This window comes from Klebsiella sp. X1-16S-Nf21, assembly GCF_002837615.1.
Lineage (GTDB): Bacteria > Pseudomonadota > Gammaproteobacteria > Enterobacterales > Enterobacteriaceae > Klebsiella > Klebsiella variicola.
The window spans coordinates 1-16,452 of record NZ_PJDK01000098.1; the positions used below are offsets into that span (position 1 = coordinate 1).

The 16,452-nt window shown below is 59.6% G+C and carries 16 protein-coding genes and 1 pseudogene; 3 read left to right on the plus strand and 14 right to left on the minus strand.

Annotation, left to right across the window (positions count from 1 at the left end; all coding sequences use genetic code 11):
* Positions 1 to 684, minus strand: a 684-nt coding sequence (locus CW267_RS27105; RefSeq protein WP_227521875.1) for a hypothetical protein, incomplete at its 3' end; no start/stop codon positions are given.
* Positions 685 to 790: 106 nt separating this feature from the next.
* Positions 791 to 4,693: an ATP-dependent RNA helicase HrpA gene (gene hrpA, locus CW267_RS27110; protein WP_100781176.1), complete on the minus strand. Its 3,903-nt coding sequence runs from the start codon at positions 4,691 to 4,693 to the stop codon at positions 791 to 793.
* Between the two features lie 203 nt (positions 4,694 to 4,896).
* On the opposite strand from hrpA, the gene azoR reads away from it, so the two are divergent.
* From azoR to nadS, 3 genes are all read left to right on the plus strand, one after another.
* Complete coding sequence (gene azoR / locus CW267_RS27115; RefSeq protein WP_002902889.1) at positions 4,897 to 5,502, plus strand: FMN-dependent NADH-azoreductase; 606 nt, start codon at positions 4,897 to 4,899, stop codon at positions 5,500 to 5,502.
* 243 nt (positions 5,503 to 5,745) lie between these two features.
* A complete protein-coding gene (locus CW267_RS27120; RefSeq protein WP_008805112.1) occupies positions 5,746 to 6,078 on the plus strand; it encodes a type II toxin-antitoxin system RelE/ParE family toxin in 333 nt (110 codons plus the stop codon).
* 1 nt (position 6,079) lies between these two features.
* The gene (gene nadS, locus CW267_RS27125; protein ID WP_012541926.1) at positions 6,080 to 6,364 is read left to right on the plus strand and encodes a NadS family protein; all 285 of its coding nucleotides are present in this window, start codon (positions 6,080 to 6,082) and stop codon (positions 6,362 to 6,364) included.
* 32 nt (positions 6,365 to 6,396) lie between these two features.
* Here nadS and paaY read toward each other — a convergent pair whose 3' ends face one another.
* From paaY to paaB, 12 genes and pseudogenes are all read right to left on the minus strand, one after another.
* The gene (gene paaY / locus CW267_RS27130) at positions 6,397 to 6,993 is read right to left on the minus strand and encodes a phenylacetic acid degradation protein PaaY (RefSeq protein WP_008805114.1); all 597 of its coding nucleotides are present in this window, start codon (positions 6,991 to 6,993) and stop codon (positions 6,397 to 6,399) included.
* 9 nt (positions 6,994 to 7,002) lie between these two features.
* Complete coding sequence (gene paaX / locus CW267_RS27135) at positions 7,003 to 7,929, minus strand: phenylacetic acid degradation operon negative regulatory protein PaaX (RefSeq protein ID WP_162493262.1); 927 nt, start codon at positions 7,927 to 7,929, stop codon at positions 7,003 to 7,005.
* A 99-nt stretch (positions 7,930 to 8,028) separates the two neighbouring features.
* A complete protein-coding gene (gene paaK, locus CW267_RS27140) occupies positions 8,029 to 9,345 on the minus strand; it encodes a phenylacetate--CoA ligase PaaK (protein WP_022064756.1) in 1,317 nt (438 codons plus the stop codon).
* A 26-nt stretch (positions 9,346 to 9,371) separates the two neighbouring features.
* The gene (gene pcaF / locus CW267_RS27145) at positions 9,372 to 10,577 is read right to left on the minus strand and encodes a 3-oxoadipyl-CoA thiolase (RefSeq protein ID WP_100781177.1); all 1,206 of its coding nucleotides are present in this window, start codon (positions 10,575 to 10,577) and stop codon (positions 9,372 to 9,374) included.
* Positions 10,577 to 10,999 carry a hydroxyphenylacetyl-CoA thioesterase PaaI gene (gene paaI / locus CW267_RS27150; RefSeq protein ID WP_012541929.1) on the minus strand — a complete coding sequence of 141 codons (423 nt, stop codon included), beginning with the start codon at positions 10,997 to 10,999 and terminating at the stop codon, positions 10,577 to 10,579. Before paaI ends, pcaF begins: the two co-directional genes overlap by 1 nt.
* The gene (locus CW267_RS27155) at positions 10,989 to 12,413 is read right to left on the minus strand and encodes a 3-hydroxyacyl-CoA dehydrogenase (protein WP_165787474.1); all 1,425 of its coding nucleotides are present in this window, start codon (positions 12,411 to 12,413) and stop codon (positions 10,989 to 10,991) included. Before CW267_RS27155 ends, paaI begins: the two co-directional genes overlap by 11 nt.
* Complete coding sequence (paaG, locus tag CW267_RS27160) at positions 12,414 to 13,202, minus strand: 2-(1,2-epoxy-1,2-dihydrophenyl)acetyl-CoA isomerase PaaG (RefSeq protein WP_023297510.1); 789 nt, start codon at positions 13,200 to 13,202, stop codon at positions 12,414 to 12,416.
* A 2-nt stretch (positions 13,203 to 13,204) separates the two neighbouring features.
* Positions 13,205 to 13,972 carry a 2,3-dehydroadipyl-CoA hydratase PaaF gene (gene paaF / locus CW267_RS27165; protein ID WP_032735444.1) on the minus strand — a complete coding sequence of 256 codons (768 nt, stop codon included), beginning with the start codon at positions 13,970 to 13,972 and terminating at the stop codon, positions 13,205 to 13,207.
* Positions 13,969 to 15,039, minus strand: coding sequence for a 1,2-phenylacetyl-CoA epoxidase subunit PaaE (paaE, locus tag CW267_RS27170; RefSeq protein ID WP_008805122.1), 1,071 nt, complete (start codon positions 15,037 to 15,039; stop codon positions 13,969 to 13,971). Before paaE ends, paaF begins: the two co-directional genes overlap by 4 nt.
* 7 nt (positions 15,040 to 15,046) lie before the next feature.
* On the minus strand, positions 15,047 to 15,544 hold the full coding sequence (paaD, locus tag CW267_RS27175) for a 1,2-phenylacetyl-CoA epoxidase subunit PaaD (protein WP_016160908.1): 498 nt from the start codon (positions 15,542 to 15,544) through the stop codon (positions 15,047 to 15,049).
* A gap of 11 nt (positions 15,545 to 15,555) precedes the next feature.
* Positions 15,556 to 16,311 carry a 1,2-phenylacetyl-CoA epoxidase subunit PaaC gene (gene paaC, locus CW267_RS27180; protein ID WP_032735442.1) on the minus strand — a complete coding sequence of 252 codons (756 nt, stop codon included), beginning with the start codon at positions 16,309 to 16,311 and terminating at the stop codon, positions 15,556 to 15,558.
* A 7-nt stretch (positions 16,312 to 16,318) separates the two neighbouring features.
* Positions 16,319 to 16,452: pseudogene (gene paaB / locus CW267_RS27185) on the minus strand (1,2-phenylacetyl-CoA epoxidase subunit B); the annotation flags it as partial.

The window sequence follows — 16,452 nt, forward strand, 5'->3', positions numbered from 1 at the left end:
AACAAGCATTGCCATCATGCCGCCATTGACCGTTTTACGCGCCAGCCGATGGCGGTCGTCATAGTGATAGGTGGTTGTGCTCATGGCTTTGGGCGGTTGCTGCGACACGAGTAGATTATCTGAACGTACAATGCGCCCGAGATTATCGGTGTAGAACTGCTCACGCATGACCATTTTTCTGATATTTCCCGTCGCGCTCCGGGTCTGTCGGATATATTCCCGCATCCATCCTTTATCATTTCGCCAGTGAACATTATCTCTGACTATCGTGGAGTCATTCGCGGTATTAAAAGTTTTTGCTCGCTCGTAACTTTCCAGCCGGCGGCACCGGGCAAAACGCAGCGTGCCTGCGTCGTTATTTTGGCTACCGTCAATTTTTACGCTCTGCACATCGCCATTGAGCGGTGGAAGATAGGTCAAAATATAAAAATTGGCATCGTTGATCGCCCGCTGGGTTTCATCACAGGAAAAAGCGTCAACGAAAGGCTTACACGCCGTAATAACAAGAATGGCCGACACCAGCATAATTAGTCTGTACATAGCCATCATCGTAAAAATAGACTCCGAGTCCTGTTTATCCGGCAAAGCGAGGCTAAACATACGCCAATAAAGCAGGTTCCCCAAGCCATCGGGTTGATTTTCAGAATTCGTTAATTTACGTCCGGGAGAACCCGTTTGGGTCACATCCGGGGCGGGAAGATTATCGGGTGCGGCGTACTGATGAGTATCAGCCTCAGGATATGCCCCCGCCCGGCAAGCATAGCGCCACCGGGCTGGGGGAAGGAGGAGATTACGGCGTAATTTGCTCCATCGCCTGCAGGACGCGTTTGTCCGAGATGGGATACGGGGTGCCCAATTGCTGGGCGAAGAAGCTCACCCGCAATTCCTCGATCATCCAGCGGATCTCCCGGACATCGTCGTCCTCACGGCGGTTCGGCGGCAGCTTATTCAGCCACTGCTGCCACGCCTGCTGCACGCTCTCAATTTTCAGCATCTGCGCGCGATCGCGGTGCGGATCGATAGCCATCTTCTCGAGACGCTTTTCAATCGCCTGCAGATAACGCAGCGTATCGCCAAGACGGCGGAAACCGTTGCCGGTGACAAAACCGCGATACACCAGACCCGCCATCTGCGCTTTGATATCCGACAGCCCCAGCGCCATGGTCATATCCACGCGGCCTTTCAGCCGTTTGTTGATATTGAACACCGCGGTGAGGATCTGCTCGACCTGTTTAGCGATCTCCACCACCGTGTCGTTGAGCTCGGCTCGCACTTTATCGTGCAATTGACTGAAGCCCTCTTCCGTCCACACCGGACCACCCGCCTCGTCGATAAGCTTATCAACGCCGCAGGAGATGCAATCGTCAATCAGATCCAGCACTTTACCGTACGGGTTAAAATAGAGCCCAAGCTTGGCTTTGTTCGGCAGTTTTTCGTGCAGATACTTAATTGGCGACGGGATGTTGAGCAGCAGCAGGCGGCGCAGACCACGCCACATGGCCTGCTGCTGTTCCTGTGGATTATCAAACAGCTTGATAGCCACGCTGTCGCGCTCGTCCACCAGCGCCGGCCAGGCTTTCACCTTATAGTTGCCGCGTTTCTGTTCGTAACTTTCCGCCAGCGTACCAAAGCTCCAGATATGCAGCCCGCTCTGCTCGATGCCGTCATCGGCCACCGCCGACAGCGTCTCCTGAACTTTGCCCTTCAGCGCGTCTTTCAACGCCTGCAGCGAGCGCCCTTCCTGCAGCTTCTTGTTTTTGTCATCCACCACCCGGAAGGTGATTTTGAGGTGATCGGGCACCTGATCCCATTGCCAGGCCTCGCGGTCGATGGTCACGCCGGTCATCTTACGCAGCTCACGCTCCAGCGAATCAAGCAGCGGCAGCTCAATCGGCGTCGCCCGGCCGAGAAACGCTTCCGCATAGTTAGGGGCCGGGACGAAATTGCGCCGCACCGGCTTCGGCAGCGATTTTATCAGCGCGATAATCAGCTCGCGACGCAGGCCTGGGATCTGCCACTCAAATCCGGCCTCCTCCACCTGGTTCAGCAGAGGCAGCGGAATATGCACCGTCACGCCATCGGCATCGGCGCCCGGTTCAAACTGGTAGCTAAGCCGCAGCTTGAGATTCCCCTGATGCCAGAAGTTCGGGTAGTCCAGCTTGCTGACCTGCTCCGCCCCTTCTTTAATCAGCATGCTCTTTTCAAAATTGAGCAAGTCTGGCGTTTCGCGGCTGGCCTGCTTCCACCAGGCATCAAAATGACGGGCGGAGATGACGTCGTGGCTAATGCGCTGGTCGTAGAACTCGAACAGGGTTTCGTCATCCACCAGGATGTCGCGACGGCGCGATTTATGCTCCAGCTCTTCGATTTCCGCCCGCAGCTTCAGATTTTCCCGGAAGAAGGCATGCCGCGTCTGCCAGTCGCCCTCCACCAGCGCGTGGCGGATAAACAGTTCGCGGCACAGCGCCGGGTCGATCTGGCTGTAGTTGACCTTGCGTGCGCCAACGATCGGCAGGCCGTAGACGGTGACCTTCTCCGTCGCCATCACCGCGCCCTGCGCCCGCTCCCAGTGCGGTTCGCTGTATGAGCGCTTGATCAGGTGCTGCGCGACCGGCTCAACCCACTCCGGCTCAATGCGGGCGGCGATGCGCCCCCACAGCCGGCTGGTTTCCACCAGTTCCGCCACCATCGTCCATTTTGGCGGCTTTTTAAACAAACCGGAACCCGGGAAGATGGAGAAGCGGGCGTTGCGCGCGCCGGTAAACTCCTGCTTATCGGCATCCTTCATGCCGATGTGCGACAGCAAACCGGTCAGCAACGCGGTATGGATCTCGCGATATTCCGCCGGCTCGCTGTTGATCGGCAGGCCGAGCTCTTTCACCACCTGGCGCAACTGGGTGTAGATGTCCTGCCACTCGCGCACGCGCAGATAGTTAAGAAAATCGACCCGGCACTGGCGGCGGAACTGATTCGACGACAGTGCCTTCTGCTGCTCGCCAAGGTAGTTCCACAGATTGACGAAGGCGAGGAAATCGGACTCTTTATCGTGGAAGCGGCGGTGCTTCTCATCGGAGGCCTGCTGTTTGTCCATCGGCCGCTCGCGCGGGTCCTGAATCGACAGCGCGGAGGTGATGATCATCGCTTCCCGCACGCAGCCGTGCTTCTGCGCCTCCAGCACCATGCGCGCCAGACGGGGATCCACCGGCAGTTGGCTGAGCTGGCGGCCCATCGGCGTCAGCTTATAGGCGGTGGCCTGCTCATCGGTGGTGATGGCGCCCAGCTCTTCCAGCAGGCGCACGCCGTCCTGGATATTGCGCTTATCCGGCGCTTCGACAAACGGGAAGGCGGCGATATCGCCTAAGCCCAGGGCGGTCATCTGCAGGATGACCGACGCCAGGTTGGTACGCAGAATTTCCGGGTCAGTAAACTCCGGGCGCGACAGGAAATCGTCTTCCGAATAAAGACGAATACAGATCCCTTCCGAAACGCGGCCGCAGCGGCCCTTACGCTGGTTGGCGGACGCCTGGGAAACCGGCTCGATCGGCAGGCGCTGCACCTTGGTGCGGTAGCTGTAACGGCTGATACGCGCAGTACCGGGATCGATAACGTATTTAATGCCCGGCACGGTCAGCGAAGTTTCCGCCACGTTGGTCGCCAGCACGATGCGTCGTCCGCTGTGCGGCTGGAAGACGCGGTTCTGCTCGCTGTTGGACAGGCGGGCATACAGCGGCAGCACTTCAGTATGGCGCAGATCCAGCTTATTCAGCGCATCAGCGGTATCGCGAATTTCCCGCTCACCGCTCATAAAGATCAGAATATCGCCGGGCCCTTCGCGCCCCAGTTCGTCAACCGCATCAAAAATCGCCTGTAATTGATCGCGCTCGGTGTCGTCCGCCTCTTCCACTATCGGCCGGTAGCGGACTTCCACCGGGTAAGTCCGCCCGGAGACTTCGATAATGGGCGCATGATTGAAATGCTTTGAGAAACGTTCCGGGTCGATGGTCGCCGAGGTAATGATGATTTTCAGGTCCGGGCGGCGCGGCAGGAGCTCTTTCAGATAGCCGAGCAGAAAATCAATGTTCAGACTGCGCTCGTGCGCTTCATCGATAATGATGGTGTCGTACTGCATCAGCAGGCGATCCTGCTGGATCTCCGCCAGCAGAATACCGTCGGTCATCAGCTTGACCATGGTGTTGTCGCTGACGTGATCGCTAAAGCGAACTTTATAGCCGATGCAACTGCCCGGCTCCGTTTGCAGCTCCTCGGCGATACGGTTGGCGACGGTTCGCGCGGCCAGACGACGCGGCTGGGTATGGCCGATCAGCCCTTTCAGCCCGCGGCCCAGCTCCATGCAGATTTTTGGCAACTGGGTGGTTTTACCCGAACCGGTCTCTCCGGCGACGATCACCACCTGGTGATCGCGCACCGCCTCGAGAATCTCTTGTTTTTTCTGGCTAACCGGCAGGTTTTCAGGATAGGTGATGGCCGGACGCGCCGCTTCGCGCAGCAGGACTTTACCGGCTGCCTGGCTTATCTCCTGCGCCATCTCCTGGAGGATGGCCTGTTGCGATTCAGGATTTTTAACCTTCTTCACACCGTGCAGACGGCGGGCGAAGCGCGTTTTATCGCGCAGCATCAGGCCGTCGAGCTGGTGATAAAGCTGGGGGAAGGTGATTTTTTGTTGTTCTGTCATAGCGTTATCGGGCAGAGCTCTGCCGGGAAAATCTCTTTTGAAGTATTGCCTTAGAGTACCACATCTGTGTCATCCGTGCCTTGTTCAAAAAATCTGAACATAGGATTCGATATATTGCGCTATCTCTGTGGCGCGATTGTGAATACAGTGTCAACAAGCACCAGGGCATTGACCCGTCAATCACATTAAAAAAGGAAACACCCATGAGCAAAGTATTAGTTCTGAAATCCAGTATTCTGGCAGGGTACTCACAATCTGGTCAGCTTTCCGACTATTTTGTTGAACAATGGCAGGAAAAACACCCGGGCGACGAGATCACCGTGCGTGACCTGGCCGCTAATCCGATCCCGGTTCTGGATGGTGAACTGGTTGGTGCCCTGCGTCCGAGCGACGCGCCGCTGACTCCGCGTCAGCAGGAAGCGCTGGCCCTTTCCGACGAGCTGATCGCCGAACTGAAAGGCAATGATGTGATTGTTATCGCTGCGCCGATGTACAACTTCAACATCCCGACGCAGCTGAAAAACTATTTTGACCTGGTGGCTCGCGCCGGCGTCACCTTCCGCTACACCGAGAAAGGGCCGGAAGGTCTGGTGACCGGTAAACGTGCGGTCGTCGTGACCAGCCGCGGCGGTATCCACAAAGATACCCCGACCGACCTGGTCACCCCGTACCTGTCCACCTTCCTCGGCTTCATCGGCATCACCGACGTGAACTTTGTGTTCGCCGAAGGTATCGCTTACGGCCCGGAAGTGGCGGCCAAAGCGCAGTCCGACGCGAAAGCGGCCATCGACAGCGTGGTTGCAGCCTAAGATTTCCACTCCCGCCGCCCGGTGGGAGTGTTTTTTTCCCCTCGCCCATCCCCCTTTTACGAGCCGCCTCGTAAATTCACACATCATTCCAACGCCTTAAGCCACCAGCCTGTACCATGGCTGTCGCCGCGCGAATCTGGCTCACTCCCGGTCGCTGACGGCAACCGTTGTCATGGTCAAAAACAGGAGTGCGTACTATGTACACCCGATGGTGTACATGGTACCTTAGCAAGGAGCGTTTTCGTGTGTCATGCCATTGAATTTATCGAAACGTCGCTATTTACCCGCCAGATAAAACAGCTGGCCAGCGATGAAGATCTGAGGGCACTGCAGAGGCAACTCATAGGCAATCCGGATTTCGGCGATCTTATCCAGGATACCGGCGGGTTACGGAAAATAAGAATGGCGACAGGCTCACAGGGAAAAAGCGGCGGCGTGCGGGTGATTTATTTTCTGGCAACCCGCGAGATCATCTATCTCGTCTTAGCCTACCCCAAGCACACCAAAGAGAGCCTGAGCGCAGCGGAAAAAAACGAACTCAGGAAACTGACCCGGCGACTAAAAAATGAGGTTTGAAATGGGTTACTTCAACGAACTTAAAGCGTCCCTGGAAGAGGCTGTTGAGATCAAAGACGGCAACAAGGCCCCAGCCCGAGCGACGCGCTATGAAGTTGCTGATGTGAAAGCCATCCGCACTCAGCTTAATGTTTCGCAGGCGGAGATGGCAAAAGCGCTGGGTACCAGCGTGGATACTATCAAAAGTTGGGAGTCCAGGCGGCGCAACCCGACAGGCCTGGCAGCAAAAGTACTGGCGGTTATCCAGGCCAACCCGGCGTTCTTTCGTGAACTGGCTGAGCACTAATCCACCGAGCCCCTCCGGGTTGCCCTGGAAAGTTAGCGCTGCGTTTTTGGCCGCAGGTTTTCATCAAATTCCAGTCGCTTACGCCCTGCTTCCACTTCCCGTAATGGCTCCACCTGATGCAGCGTCTGCTTACAGCGCTCCACCAGCACCTGGTATTCACGGGTACCCTGTTTTTTCCACGCCAGCTCCTGTTCGCTCAGGGTGCGAATCGCTTTTGCCGGGCTGCCGATAATCAGATGGTTGGCGGGCATCTCGGCGTTGGCTTTGACAAAGGCCGAAGCGCCGACAATGCTGTTTTCGCCAATGACCGCCCCGTCGATAATCACCGCGCTCATGCCCACCAGCGCGTTGCGGCCAATCACGCAGCCGTGCAGAATAGCGCCGTGACCGATGTGGCCATCCTCTTCCACCACCGTATCCTGGCCGGGGAATCCATGCATGACGCAGTTGTCCTGAATATTGGCGCCGTCTTTGACCACGATGCGGCCAAAATCGCCGCGCAGACTGGCGTTGGGCCCAACATAGACCCCTTTGCCGAGGATCACGTCGCCAATCAGCACGGCGGTTGGGTGGACGTAGCTCTCCTCCGGCACCACTGGCGTCAGTCCATCAATCTGATAAATCGGCATGCAACCTCCTTATGCGCCCGGCAAACCGCCAAAGCGCTGATAATAGAGCGGGCCCGGCGCCGGAAGCTCGCCCACCGAGCTTTCCCCTTTCTCGCTGACGAACGCCAGCGCGCCGGGATTCACGCGTTGATAAATATTGATACACAGCTGGCGGGCGGTTTGCCCCGCCCAGTGCGCCGGCAGCAGCTCCTCCGGCAGCAGCGGATCTTTGAGCACCACCCGGCGATAAAAATGGATCAGCAGCAGCTGGATCTGGAAACAGCGCTCAGGCGTCAGCTCGGCCGGGTCGCAGTCGCGCAGCAGCGGCAGTAACGGTCGGAATAGCGAGATGAAAGATTCATACATCTCGTTTTGTTCAGTGAGATGCCAGCACTCCTCCACGCGGCTGCGCAGCGCCGCACGGGAGAGCGCCAGCGGCGAATGGGCTTCAAAACAGATGACGTTTTCGGCGACGCCCGCTTCGTGGAGCAGCGACTGGACATCGGCCAGTTTTTGCGACGGCGAGGCCAGCAGGCTGGGCGCCAGCGCGCCAAAGCCCTGCCACAGCAGCTGCTTTTTGACGTCGGCGAGCACATTTTTCTCCAGGCCTTCCGAAAGCAGCAGCAGCCAGGTACCGTCCCATTCCGGGGCACTAGCGCGATAAATTTTATGTTCCGCGCGCCGGGTCAGGCGCAGCCCTTTATCGCTCAGGCGATAGAAGCTGCGCCGGCCGATACGGACGACATCGAGCCACTCTTCTTTATTGAGGCGAAATAGCGCGGTGCGGACAAAGCGCTCGCCGAAGCCTAATCCTTCCAGCAGCGCCGCAACGCTGCCCAGCCACACTTCCCCACCGCGCTGCAATAAAGCGTCGCCATACAGCGAGGCAATTAATGACGTGCCGCTGATCGGCATCGCCGTCACCGCTTGTTGAATAAAGGCGTCGAGTTTACTCATCTGATTCATTCTGTTGTTATTTTTTTCCTTTATGAATCATAGCACAGGAAATTCCCGGCTTACGGCGTAAAGGCCTCAGCCGGGCTACCGGGGAGAGAATTAACCGCTGACCACCGCTTTACGCAGGTCGAATACCCGACAGGCTTTCCCTTCCGAGCGAGGAATGGTGCCGCAGTTGACGATAGTAATGTCGGTAGAGATCCCGACCATCGACTTAATGCGGTGACGCAACTGATGGCAAATCTGGCAGCGTTGTTCATGACTTAACGCCAGCCCGCTCTCTTTCAGTTCAACGCGCACCGCCAGCGAATCAAGATGACCGCGGCGATTGACCTCTAACTGATAGTGCGGCGCCAGGTGTTCAAACTTGAGGATCTCCTCTTCCAGCTGCGAGGGGAAGACGTTAACCCCGCGGATAATCAGCATATCGTCGCTGCGCCCGCTGATGCGATCCATGCGGCGCATGGTCCGCGCGGTGCCCGGCAGCAGGCGAGTCAGATCGCGGGTACGATAGCGGATCACCGGCAGTGCTTCTTTGGTCAACGTGGTAAACAGCAGTTCGCCATGCTCGCCATCTTCCAGCGGCGTACCGTCGTCTGGGTTGACGATTTCCGGGAAGAAGTGGTCTTCCCAGATGGTCGGGCCGTCAACGGTTTCCAGACATTCCATCGCTACGCCCGGCCCCATGACTTCCGACAAACCGTAAATATCCAGGGCGGTGATCCCCAGGCGGCGCTCGATCTCCGCGCGCATCGCCAGCGTCCACGGCTCGGCGCCAAACACGCCGACGCGTAACGAGCAGCCGCGGGCGTCACCGCCCATCTGGCGCTCAAGCTCTTCAATCAGATTCAGGCAGTAGGACGGCGTCACCATGATCATATCCGGCTGAAAATCGCGGATCAGCTGCGCCTGTTTTTCGGTCTGTCCGCCGGACATTGGGATCACCGTCGCGCCTAAACGCTCCGCGCCGTAGTGCGCGCCAAGGCCGCCGGTAAACAGGCCGTAGCCGTAGGCGACGTGAATTTTATCTTTCGCCGTGCCGCCGGCGGCGCGCAGCGAACGGGCGACGATATTGGCCCAGTTATCAATATCGTTCTGCGTGTAGCCCACCACCGTCGGTTTGCCGGTGGTGCCGGAAGAGGCGTGAATGCGCACCACCTGCTCCATCGGCACCGCGAAGGTATCGAAGGGATAGTTGTCGCGCAGATCTTGTTTGGTGGTACAGGGGAATTTTTGCAGATCGTTTAATTCCCGAAAGTCGTCAGGGTGCACGCCGGCGGCGTCGAATTTGCGGCGATACATCGGCACATTGTCATACGCATGCTTCAGCGTCCATTTCAGTCGCTGGGTTTGCAGGGCCTGCAGTTCGTCACGCGATGCGGTTTCAATCGGATCTAATTTTGTAGTAGTTATCATTGTAGGGTACTCGCAGGTAAATTAGCTCACACTCGCTCGAGGATCATGGCAATGCCCTGACCCACGCCAATACACATCGTACACAGCGCATAGCGCCCGCCCCGGCGTTGCAGCTCAAGGCTGGCGCTCAGCGCCAGTCGCGCGCCGCTCATGCCCAGCGGATGGCCTAACGCGATGGCGCCGCCGTTGGGATTCACATGCGCCGCATCATCCGGCACGCCGAGCTGTCTGAGCACCCCCAGCGCCTGCGCGGCGAAGGCCTCATTCAGCTCAATCAGATCCATATCGTTAATATTGAGTCCGGCCCGCTCCAGCACTTTACGCACCGCCGGTACCGGCCCCAGCCCCATCAGGCGCGGTTCAACACCTGCCGTCGCCATCGCCACGATACGCGCCCGCGGCGTGAGCCCCTGGATAGCGGCCTGCTGTTCGCTGGCGATGATCAGCGCCGCGGCGCCATCGTTGACGCCGGAAGCATTGCCCGCGGTAATGACGCCGCCCTGGCGGAACGGCGCTTTCAGTTTCGCCAGCTGCTCAAGCGTGGTTTCCGGGCGGGGATGCTCATCATCGCGTACCGCGCTGACCGCCCCTTTCTTGCCGATGATCTGCACCGGCACGATCTCCTGCGCCAGAATGCCGTCACGCTGGGCCTGCGCCGTACGCTGCTGGCTGCGCCAGGCGAAAGCGTCCTGATCGGCTCGGCTGATATTTAACAATTCAGCTACATTCTCGGCCGTTTCCGGCATGCTGTCAGTTCCGAAGTGTTGCGCCATGAGCGGGTTCACAAAACGCCAGCCAATCGTGGTATCAAAGAGTTCCGCCTGACGCTGATACGGCGCGCTGGCTTTTCCCATCACGAACGGCGCGCGCGACATCGATTCCACGCCGCCGGCAATCAACAGATCGGCCTCGCCGGCTTTGATCGCCCTGGCGGCAAAACCGATTGCATCCAGACCCGATCCGCACAAGCGGTTAATCGTGGTGCCCGGCACGGTATGCGGGTAACCGGCCAACAGCGTCGCCATGTGCGCCACGTTGCGGTTATCTTCACCGGCCTGATTCGCACAGCCGAAAATCACATCATCAATTGCTGCCGGGTCGAGCCCGGGGTTACGGCTCAGCAACTCACGTAGCGGGATCGCCGCCAGGTCGTCGGCGCGGACGCCGGCCAGCGCGCCGCCGTAGCGGCCAATCGGCGTGCGGATCCCGTCACAAATAAAGGCGTCGCGCATTACACGTCTCCTGTGATTGTGCCGCCGATACGGTGAGATTTGCCGCGGAACAGGGCCACAATCTTTTGCTGTTGATTAACAATTTCGATGTCGTAGACGCCGGTCAGCTTGCCCTGCTGTTTGACTCTTGCGGTGGCGACCAGCCTGTCGCCGGCAAACGCCGGACGAAGAAAATCAATATTTGCCGCCGAAGCCACCGCCGCCAGCCCCTGGCTGTTACAGGCGTAAGCGAAAGCGGTATCGGCGAGCGTAAATAGCTGACCGCCGTGACAGGTTTGATGGCCGTTAAGCATGTCCGCCGAGACGGTCATGCTCATCTGCGCAAAGCCGTCGTCCATTTCGATAAGTTCGATCCCCATCTTTCTGGCGCAGGTATCTTTTTCGTACATCACGCGCGCGTTGCGCCACGCATCATTGCTCATGGTGCTTCTCCATCAGCGCCTTCTGGCGCAACAGGGAACAGGGACGATAGCGCTCCTCGCCATAATGGTGTTGCAGGTTCTCCAGCAGTTGCAGCACCCGTCGCCAGCCAAGGCGTTCTCCCCATGCCAGCGGGCCGTGCGGATAATTGACGCCAAGGCGCATCGCGGTATCGATATCCTGCGGGCTGGCGACGCCTTTTTGCAGCGCATCCAGCGCTTCGTTAATCAGCATCGCCACCGTGCGCCACACCAGCAGGCCGGGATAATCGGCAATATGCAGGACTTTCTTGCCCTGCTGTTGGAAGTAATGCACGGCCTTATCAGTGGCCGCAGGCGCGTTGGTCGCCGCTGCGGCCAGCACCACCGTATCGCTGGCGCACAGGTCATACACCACCACCGGGCGGTGATGCTTAACGCTTAGCGCCAGCGCGGTCTCACCTTCGGTCTCCAGCAACAGCAGTTCGTCCAGCTCAGTGACACTGTCACTTATCGTCATCACGGATTGAGCGCCATTGGCAACCGGCGGCAACGCCGCGTCCGGCAGTGTCTCAGCGGGCCAGCGATAGACGCCGTAACCGCTCTTTTTACCCAGCCGCCCGGCCAGCGCCAGCTCTTGCTGGAGGAGCGATGGCAGGTAGCGGCGGTCCTGCCAGAAGGCGTTAAACACCGAACAGGTCACGGCGAAATTGACGTCCTGGCCAATCAGATCAGTCAGCGCCAGGGGTCCCATCGGAAAACCGCCGCCGTCACGCAAAGCGGCATCGATAACCTCCGGGGCGGCAACCTGCTCTTCCAGCGCGCGCCAGGCCTCGGCGTAGAACGGACGCGCTACGCGGTTAACGATAAAACCGGGCGTTGAGCGGCAGCGTACCGGCTGTTTCCCCCAGCCGCTTACGCACTGGCACAGCTGCTCTACTACCTCAGCAGACGTCTCCAGGCCGCTGACCACCTCGACCAGCTTCATCACCGGCGCCGGATTAAAAAAGTGCAGCCCGGCCACCCGCTCCGGGTTTTTGACCCCGGCGGCGATGGCGGTAATCGAAATAGACGAAGTGTTACTGGTCAACAACGTTGACGGCGCGCAGATCTCCGCCAGCTGCGCGAACAGCGCCGTTTTGACCTCCAGCCGTTCAGAGGCCGCTTCAATCACTAAATCCGCGTCGGCAAGCGCGGCTAAATCGTGAGCCGGATGCAGGCGCGCCAGCAGCGCGTCGGCCTGCTCTGACGCCAGTTTGCCGCGCTCGACCCGTGAGGCGAGACGCCTGGCAATGCCGTCGATCGCCCGGGCAATGGCCTGATGATCGATGTCGTAAATCAGCACCGGATGTCCGGCGGCGGCAGCCACTTCGGCGATGCCGGCCCCCATGGTGCCGCTGCCGATCACCGCCACGTTGGCTAAGGATCTCGTCATCATCTATTTCCCGCTGAACTGTGGTGGCCGTTTGGCCAGAAACGCGCTGACCCCTTCGCGGTAATCATCGCTGCGTCCGGCCAGGCGCTGATAATCGCGCTCCAGATCCAGCTGCGCATCGAGACTGTTGGTTTCAGAAGCCAGCAGCGCCTTTTTAATCAGCCCAAGACCAAACGTCGGCTGCGCCGCCAGATGGCGCGCCAGCTGCAGACTGGTATCCGCCAGTTCTGAATCGTCCACCAGTTGCCAGATCATTCCCCACTGCGCGGCCTGTTCCGCGCTGAGGCTATCCCCCAACAGCGCCAGCCCCATCGCGCGCGCGCGGCCGGCCACCCGCGGCAGGAACCAGCTACCGCCGCAGTCCGGCACCAGGCCGAGCTTGCTGAACGCCATCACAAATTTCGCCGAACGCGCGGCCAGCACGATATCGCAGCCCAGCGCCAGGGTGGCGCCAGCGCCGGCGGCAACGCCGTTGACCGCGCAGATAACCGGCTTCGGCAGCGCCGCCAGACGGCGCACTAACGGGTTGTAAAAGCGTTCTACCGACAGGCCGAGATCCGGCGGTGGGCCGCTGGGGTCGACATTGCGATCGTTCAAATCCTGGCCTGCGCAAAAGCCGCGACCGGCGCCGGTGATCAGCAGGCAGCGCACGCCATCATCGCGCTCGGCCTGCTTCAGACATTCCGCCAGCTGGTGATGCATCAGATCGTTAAAACTGTTGAGACGGTCCGGGCGATTGAGGGTAATGGTCATGACGCCCTGTTCCACTGCGCTGAGAATGAAAGCTTCCACGATTAGCGTCCTTTAAAGTCCGGTGTACGTTTTTGTAAGAAGGCGTCGATGCCTTCGCGGCGGTCCTCGGTGGCGCTCAGCAGGCTAAACAGCTGGCGCTCCTGTTGCAGACCGGCCTGCAGGCTGACTTCCTGCGACAGGCGCAGCGACTGTTTTGCCGCCCGGAGCGCCAGCGGCGAGTGGCGGGCAATGGTGGTTGCCAGTTTCAGGGCATACTCATCGGTTAACGCCGCCGGATGGATATCACTAACCAGCCCGGCCTGCTGCGCCTGGCGGGCGTCAATACTCTCGCCGCTCAGCACCATTCGGCTGGCCAGCGCCTTGCCTACGCTGCGGATCAGCCGCTGGGTGCCGCCCGCGCCCGGCATAATGCCGAGGGTAATTTCCGGCAGGCCAAAACGGGCGTTGTCGCCGGCGACAATCAGGTCACACAGCAGGGCCAGCTCGCAGCCGGCGCCAAGCGCGTAGCCGTTGACCGAAGCGATGAGCGGTTTAGTGAAAGCATCAATTCGCGCCCACAACCGTGGGCGAATATCATCCAGGGTGGCAGGCAGATCTTTCTCCGCCATCTCATTGAGGTCGGCCCCGGCGGCAAAAAAACGCGGGTTGCCGCTGATAACGCAGACGCCGACGCTGTCATCAGTGGCCGCAACCTCCAGCGCCTCGGCAATCTGGGTTAAGAGGGCATTGTTCAGCGCGTTGCGGGCCTGCGGGCGGTTTAGCGTCAACTGAAGCACCCGGCCATGACGGTAGATCAGCAGGTCACTCATGCCATCCCCCGCGCGTCAAAGTCGACCACCACATCGCCGCTGGTCGGCAACGACTGGCAGCTCAGGACATATCCTGCCGCCAGCTCATCTGCTTCCAGGCTGTAATTGGCGGCCATCGCCACTTCACCGCGTAGCACTTTGCATTTACAGGTGGCGCATACCCCGCCCTTACAGGCGAACGGCAGATCGGCGCCCTGACGCAATGCGGCATCCAGGATGCTGTCGTCTTCGGCGCTGAGGGCGATAAGCCGATCGCGCCCGTCCTGGCGGATGGTCACCGTGCGCCCTTCCGCCTGCACGCCGGCGGCCCGCTTCACATTGCCGCCTGGGGTATTAAAGCGTTCGAGATGAATCGATTTCTCCGCTACGCCAAGTTCACGTAACGCCGCTTCCGCCTCATCCATCATCGCCGCCGGGCCGCAGATAAAAGCCTCGTCGAAACGGCTAAAATCCAGCAGATGGTCAGCGAGCTGGCGCAGTTTGTCGCCGTCAATGCGCCCCTGTAGCAGATCGCTGTCCATCGACTCCTGGCTAAACAGGTGTATCACCTGCAGGCGCTGCGGATAGCGGTCTTTTAAATCGGCCAGCGCCTGGCGGAACATCATGCTATGGCTGCTGCGGTTGCCGTAGATCAGCGTGAAGCGGCTTTGCGGCTCGGTCGCCAGCGTCGCGCTCATGATCGCCATCATCGGCGTGATCCCGGAACCGGCGGCAATCGCCAGATATTCACCCTGCCGTTCAGCCTGCGGTTGATAACCGAAATGCCCCTGCGGCACCATCACCTCCAGCTCCATACCCTGCTGGATATCGTGCTGGGCGTAGCGCGAAAAGCGCCCGCCGTCGATAGCTTTGACCGCGACGCTAATTTCGCCGGGCGTGCGGCTGCGACAAATGGAGTAACAGCGGCGCAGTTCTTCACCGCCCAGACGGGCTTTTAGCGTCAGATGCTGGCCCGGGCGAAAGCAGTACTCCGCCTGCAGGGCTTGCGGGATCGCAAAAGTGATGGTCACCGCATCGCGGGTTTCCGGCTCGACTCTCGCCACCTTAAGCGAATGGAACGTCGTCATGGCAACCTCAAATACATTTAAAGTAATCAAAAGGTTCCCGGCAGCTGTCGCAGCGATAGAGCGCTTTGCAGGCCGTGGAACCGAATTCGCTAATCAGCGAGGTATGGGTGCTGCCGCAGCGCGGACAGCTCACCTCAACGGGCATGTCCGCATGGCAGGCGTGCCCCTGGGGCGGGCTGATTCCGTACTGGCGCAGGCGCTCGCGGGCCTCCTGACTCATCCAGTCGGTGGTCCACGGCGGATCCAGCTGCAGGACGATATGCACCGGCAGAAAGCCATGCTCGCTCATGACCGTACGGATCTCGCCCAGCAGATGCTCCGTCGCCGGACAGCCCGAATAGGTCGGGGTAAAGCCAATCACCCACCCGTCGCCGTGGCGCGCGACGCTGCGCACCATACCGAGGTCGGTGATGGTGAGTACCGGCACTTCCGGATCCGGGATCGCGCTTAATAGTCCCCAGATGGTGCGAACTTCAGCGGGAGCGATATCGGCAAGACGTTGCATAGTCACCTCACTTACCACTGCTGGCCGGGATGCGAACGCTGCAGATATTGCATCTCCGCCAGCAGCGGGCCGAGATGTTCACTGTGCAGCCCCTGTTTGCCGCCGCTGCGGAAGGCCGCTTCCTGCGGGATTTGTAAGCCGGAGTCGAGCAGCGCCGTGTGTACCGCGCTTTGCCATTCGGCCTGAAGCTCGCGCGGATCAACCGCAATGCCCTGCTCAACCAGGCTGAGATCCACTTCATCGGCAAGGAACAGTTCGCCGGTGAAGCGCCACAGATTGTCGACCGCCTGCTGCATTTTGCGATTTGATAACTCGGTGCCGTTACCCAGACGCTCCAGCCAGCCGCGGCTAAAGCGCTGGTGGTAACGCACCTCTTTCAGCCCTTTGGCGGCAATGGCCGCCAGCTGCGTGTCGCGGCTGTTCACCAGGCGGCTGAACAGAGCGACGTGCCAGACATCGATAAAGAACTGGCGGGCGATGGTGTCGGCAAAATTGCCGTTTGGCTGCTCCACCAGCAGCAGGTTGCTGTACTGGCGCTCATCGCGACCAAAAGCCAGCGTATCTTCGTCGCCGCAGCCGTTAAGCTCGGCGGCATAGCTTAAAAAATTGCGCGCCTGGCCGAGCAGGTCGAGGCCGATGTTGGCCAGCGCAAGATCGATCTCGAGCTCGGGAGCATGGCCGCACCAGGCGCCTAAACGCTGGGCCAGAACCAGACCATTGTCGCCAAGCCGCAGGGCGTAGGTGGCTACGGGGTTAGGGTTATTCATCGCCGCCTCACATATGTTCCATGCCATCCGGCACGGTATAGAAAGTCGGATGACGGTAGACTTTGCTTTCCGCCGGGTCGAAGAATTCGCCGCGCTCTTCCGGCTGCGAAGCAACGATTTCGCTGGCCTTCACCACCCAAA

Coding starts and splice junctions, on each gene's coding strand:
- paaC (WP_032735442.1), bottom strand. CDS start 16,311: ATGAATAACCCTAACCCCGTAGCCACCTACGCCCTGCGGCTTGGCGAC.
- nadS (WP_012541926.1), top strand. CDS start 6,080: ATGGGTTACTTCAACGAACTTAAAGCGTCCCTGGAAGAGGCTGTTGAG.
- paaI (WP_012541929.1), bottom strand. CDS start 10,999: ATGAGCAATGATGCGTGGCGCAACGCGCGCGTGATGTACGAAAAAGAT.
- paaD (WP_016160908.1), bottom strand. CDS start 15,544: ATGCAACGTCTTGCCGATATCGCTCCCGCTGAAGTTCGCACCATCTGG.
- paaY (WP_008805114.1), bottom strand. CDS start 6,993: ATGCCGATTTATCAGATTGATGGACTGACGCCAGTGGTGCCGGAGGAG.
- paaE (WP_008805122.1), bottom strand. CDS start 15,039: ATGACGACGTTCCATTCGCTTAAGGTGGCGAGAGTCGAGCCGGAAACC.
- CW267_RS27155 (WP_165787474.1), bottom strand. CDS start 12,413: ATGATGACGAGATCCTTAGCCAACGTGGCGGTGATCGGCAGCGGCACC.
- pcaF (WP_100781177.1), bottom strand. CDS start 10,577: ATGCGCGACGCCTTTATTTGTGACGGGATCCGCACGCCGATTGGCCGC.
- paaX (WP_162493262.1), bottom strand. CDS start 7,929: ATGAGTAAACTCGACGCCTTTATTCAACAAGCGGTGACGGCGATGCCG.
- hrpA (WP_100781176.1), bottom strand. CDS start 4,693: ATGACAGAACAACAAAAAATCACCTTCCCCCAGCTTTATCACCAGCTC.
- paaK (WP_022064756.1), bottom strand. CDS start 9,345: ATGATAACTACTACAAAATTAGATCCGATTGAAACCGCATCGCGTGAC.
- paaF (WP_032735444.1), bottom strand. CDS start 13,972: ATGAGTGACCTGCTGATCTACCGTCATGGCCGGGTGCTTCAGTTGACG.
- azoR (WP_002902889.1), top strand. CDS start 4,897: ATGAGCAAAGTATTAGTTCTGAAATCCAGTATTCTGGCAGGGTACTCA.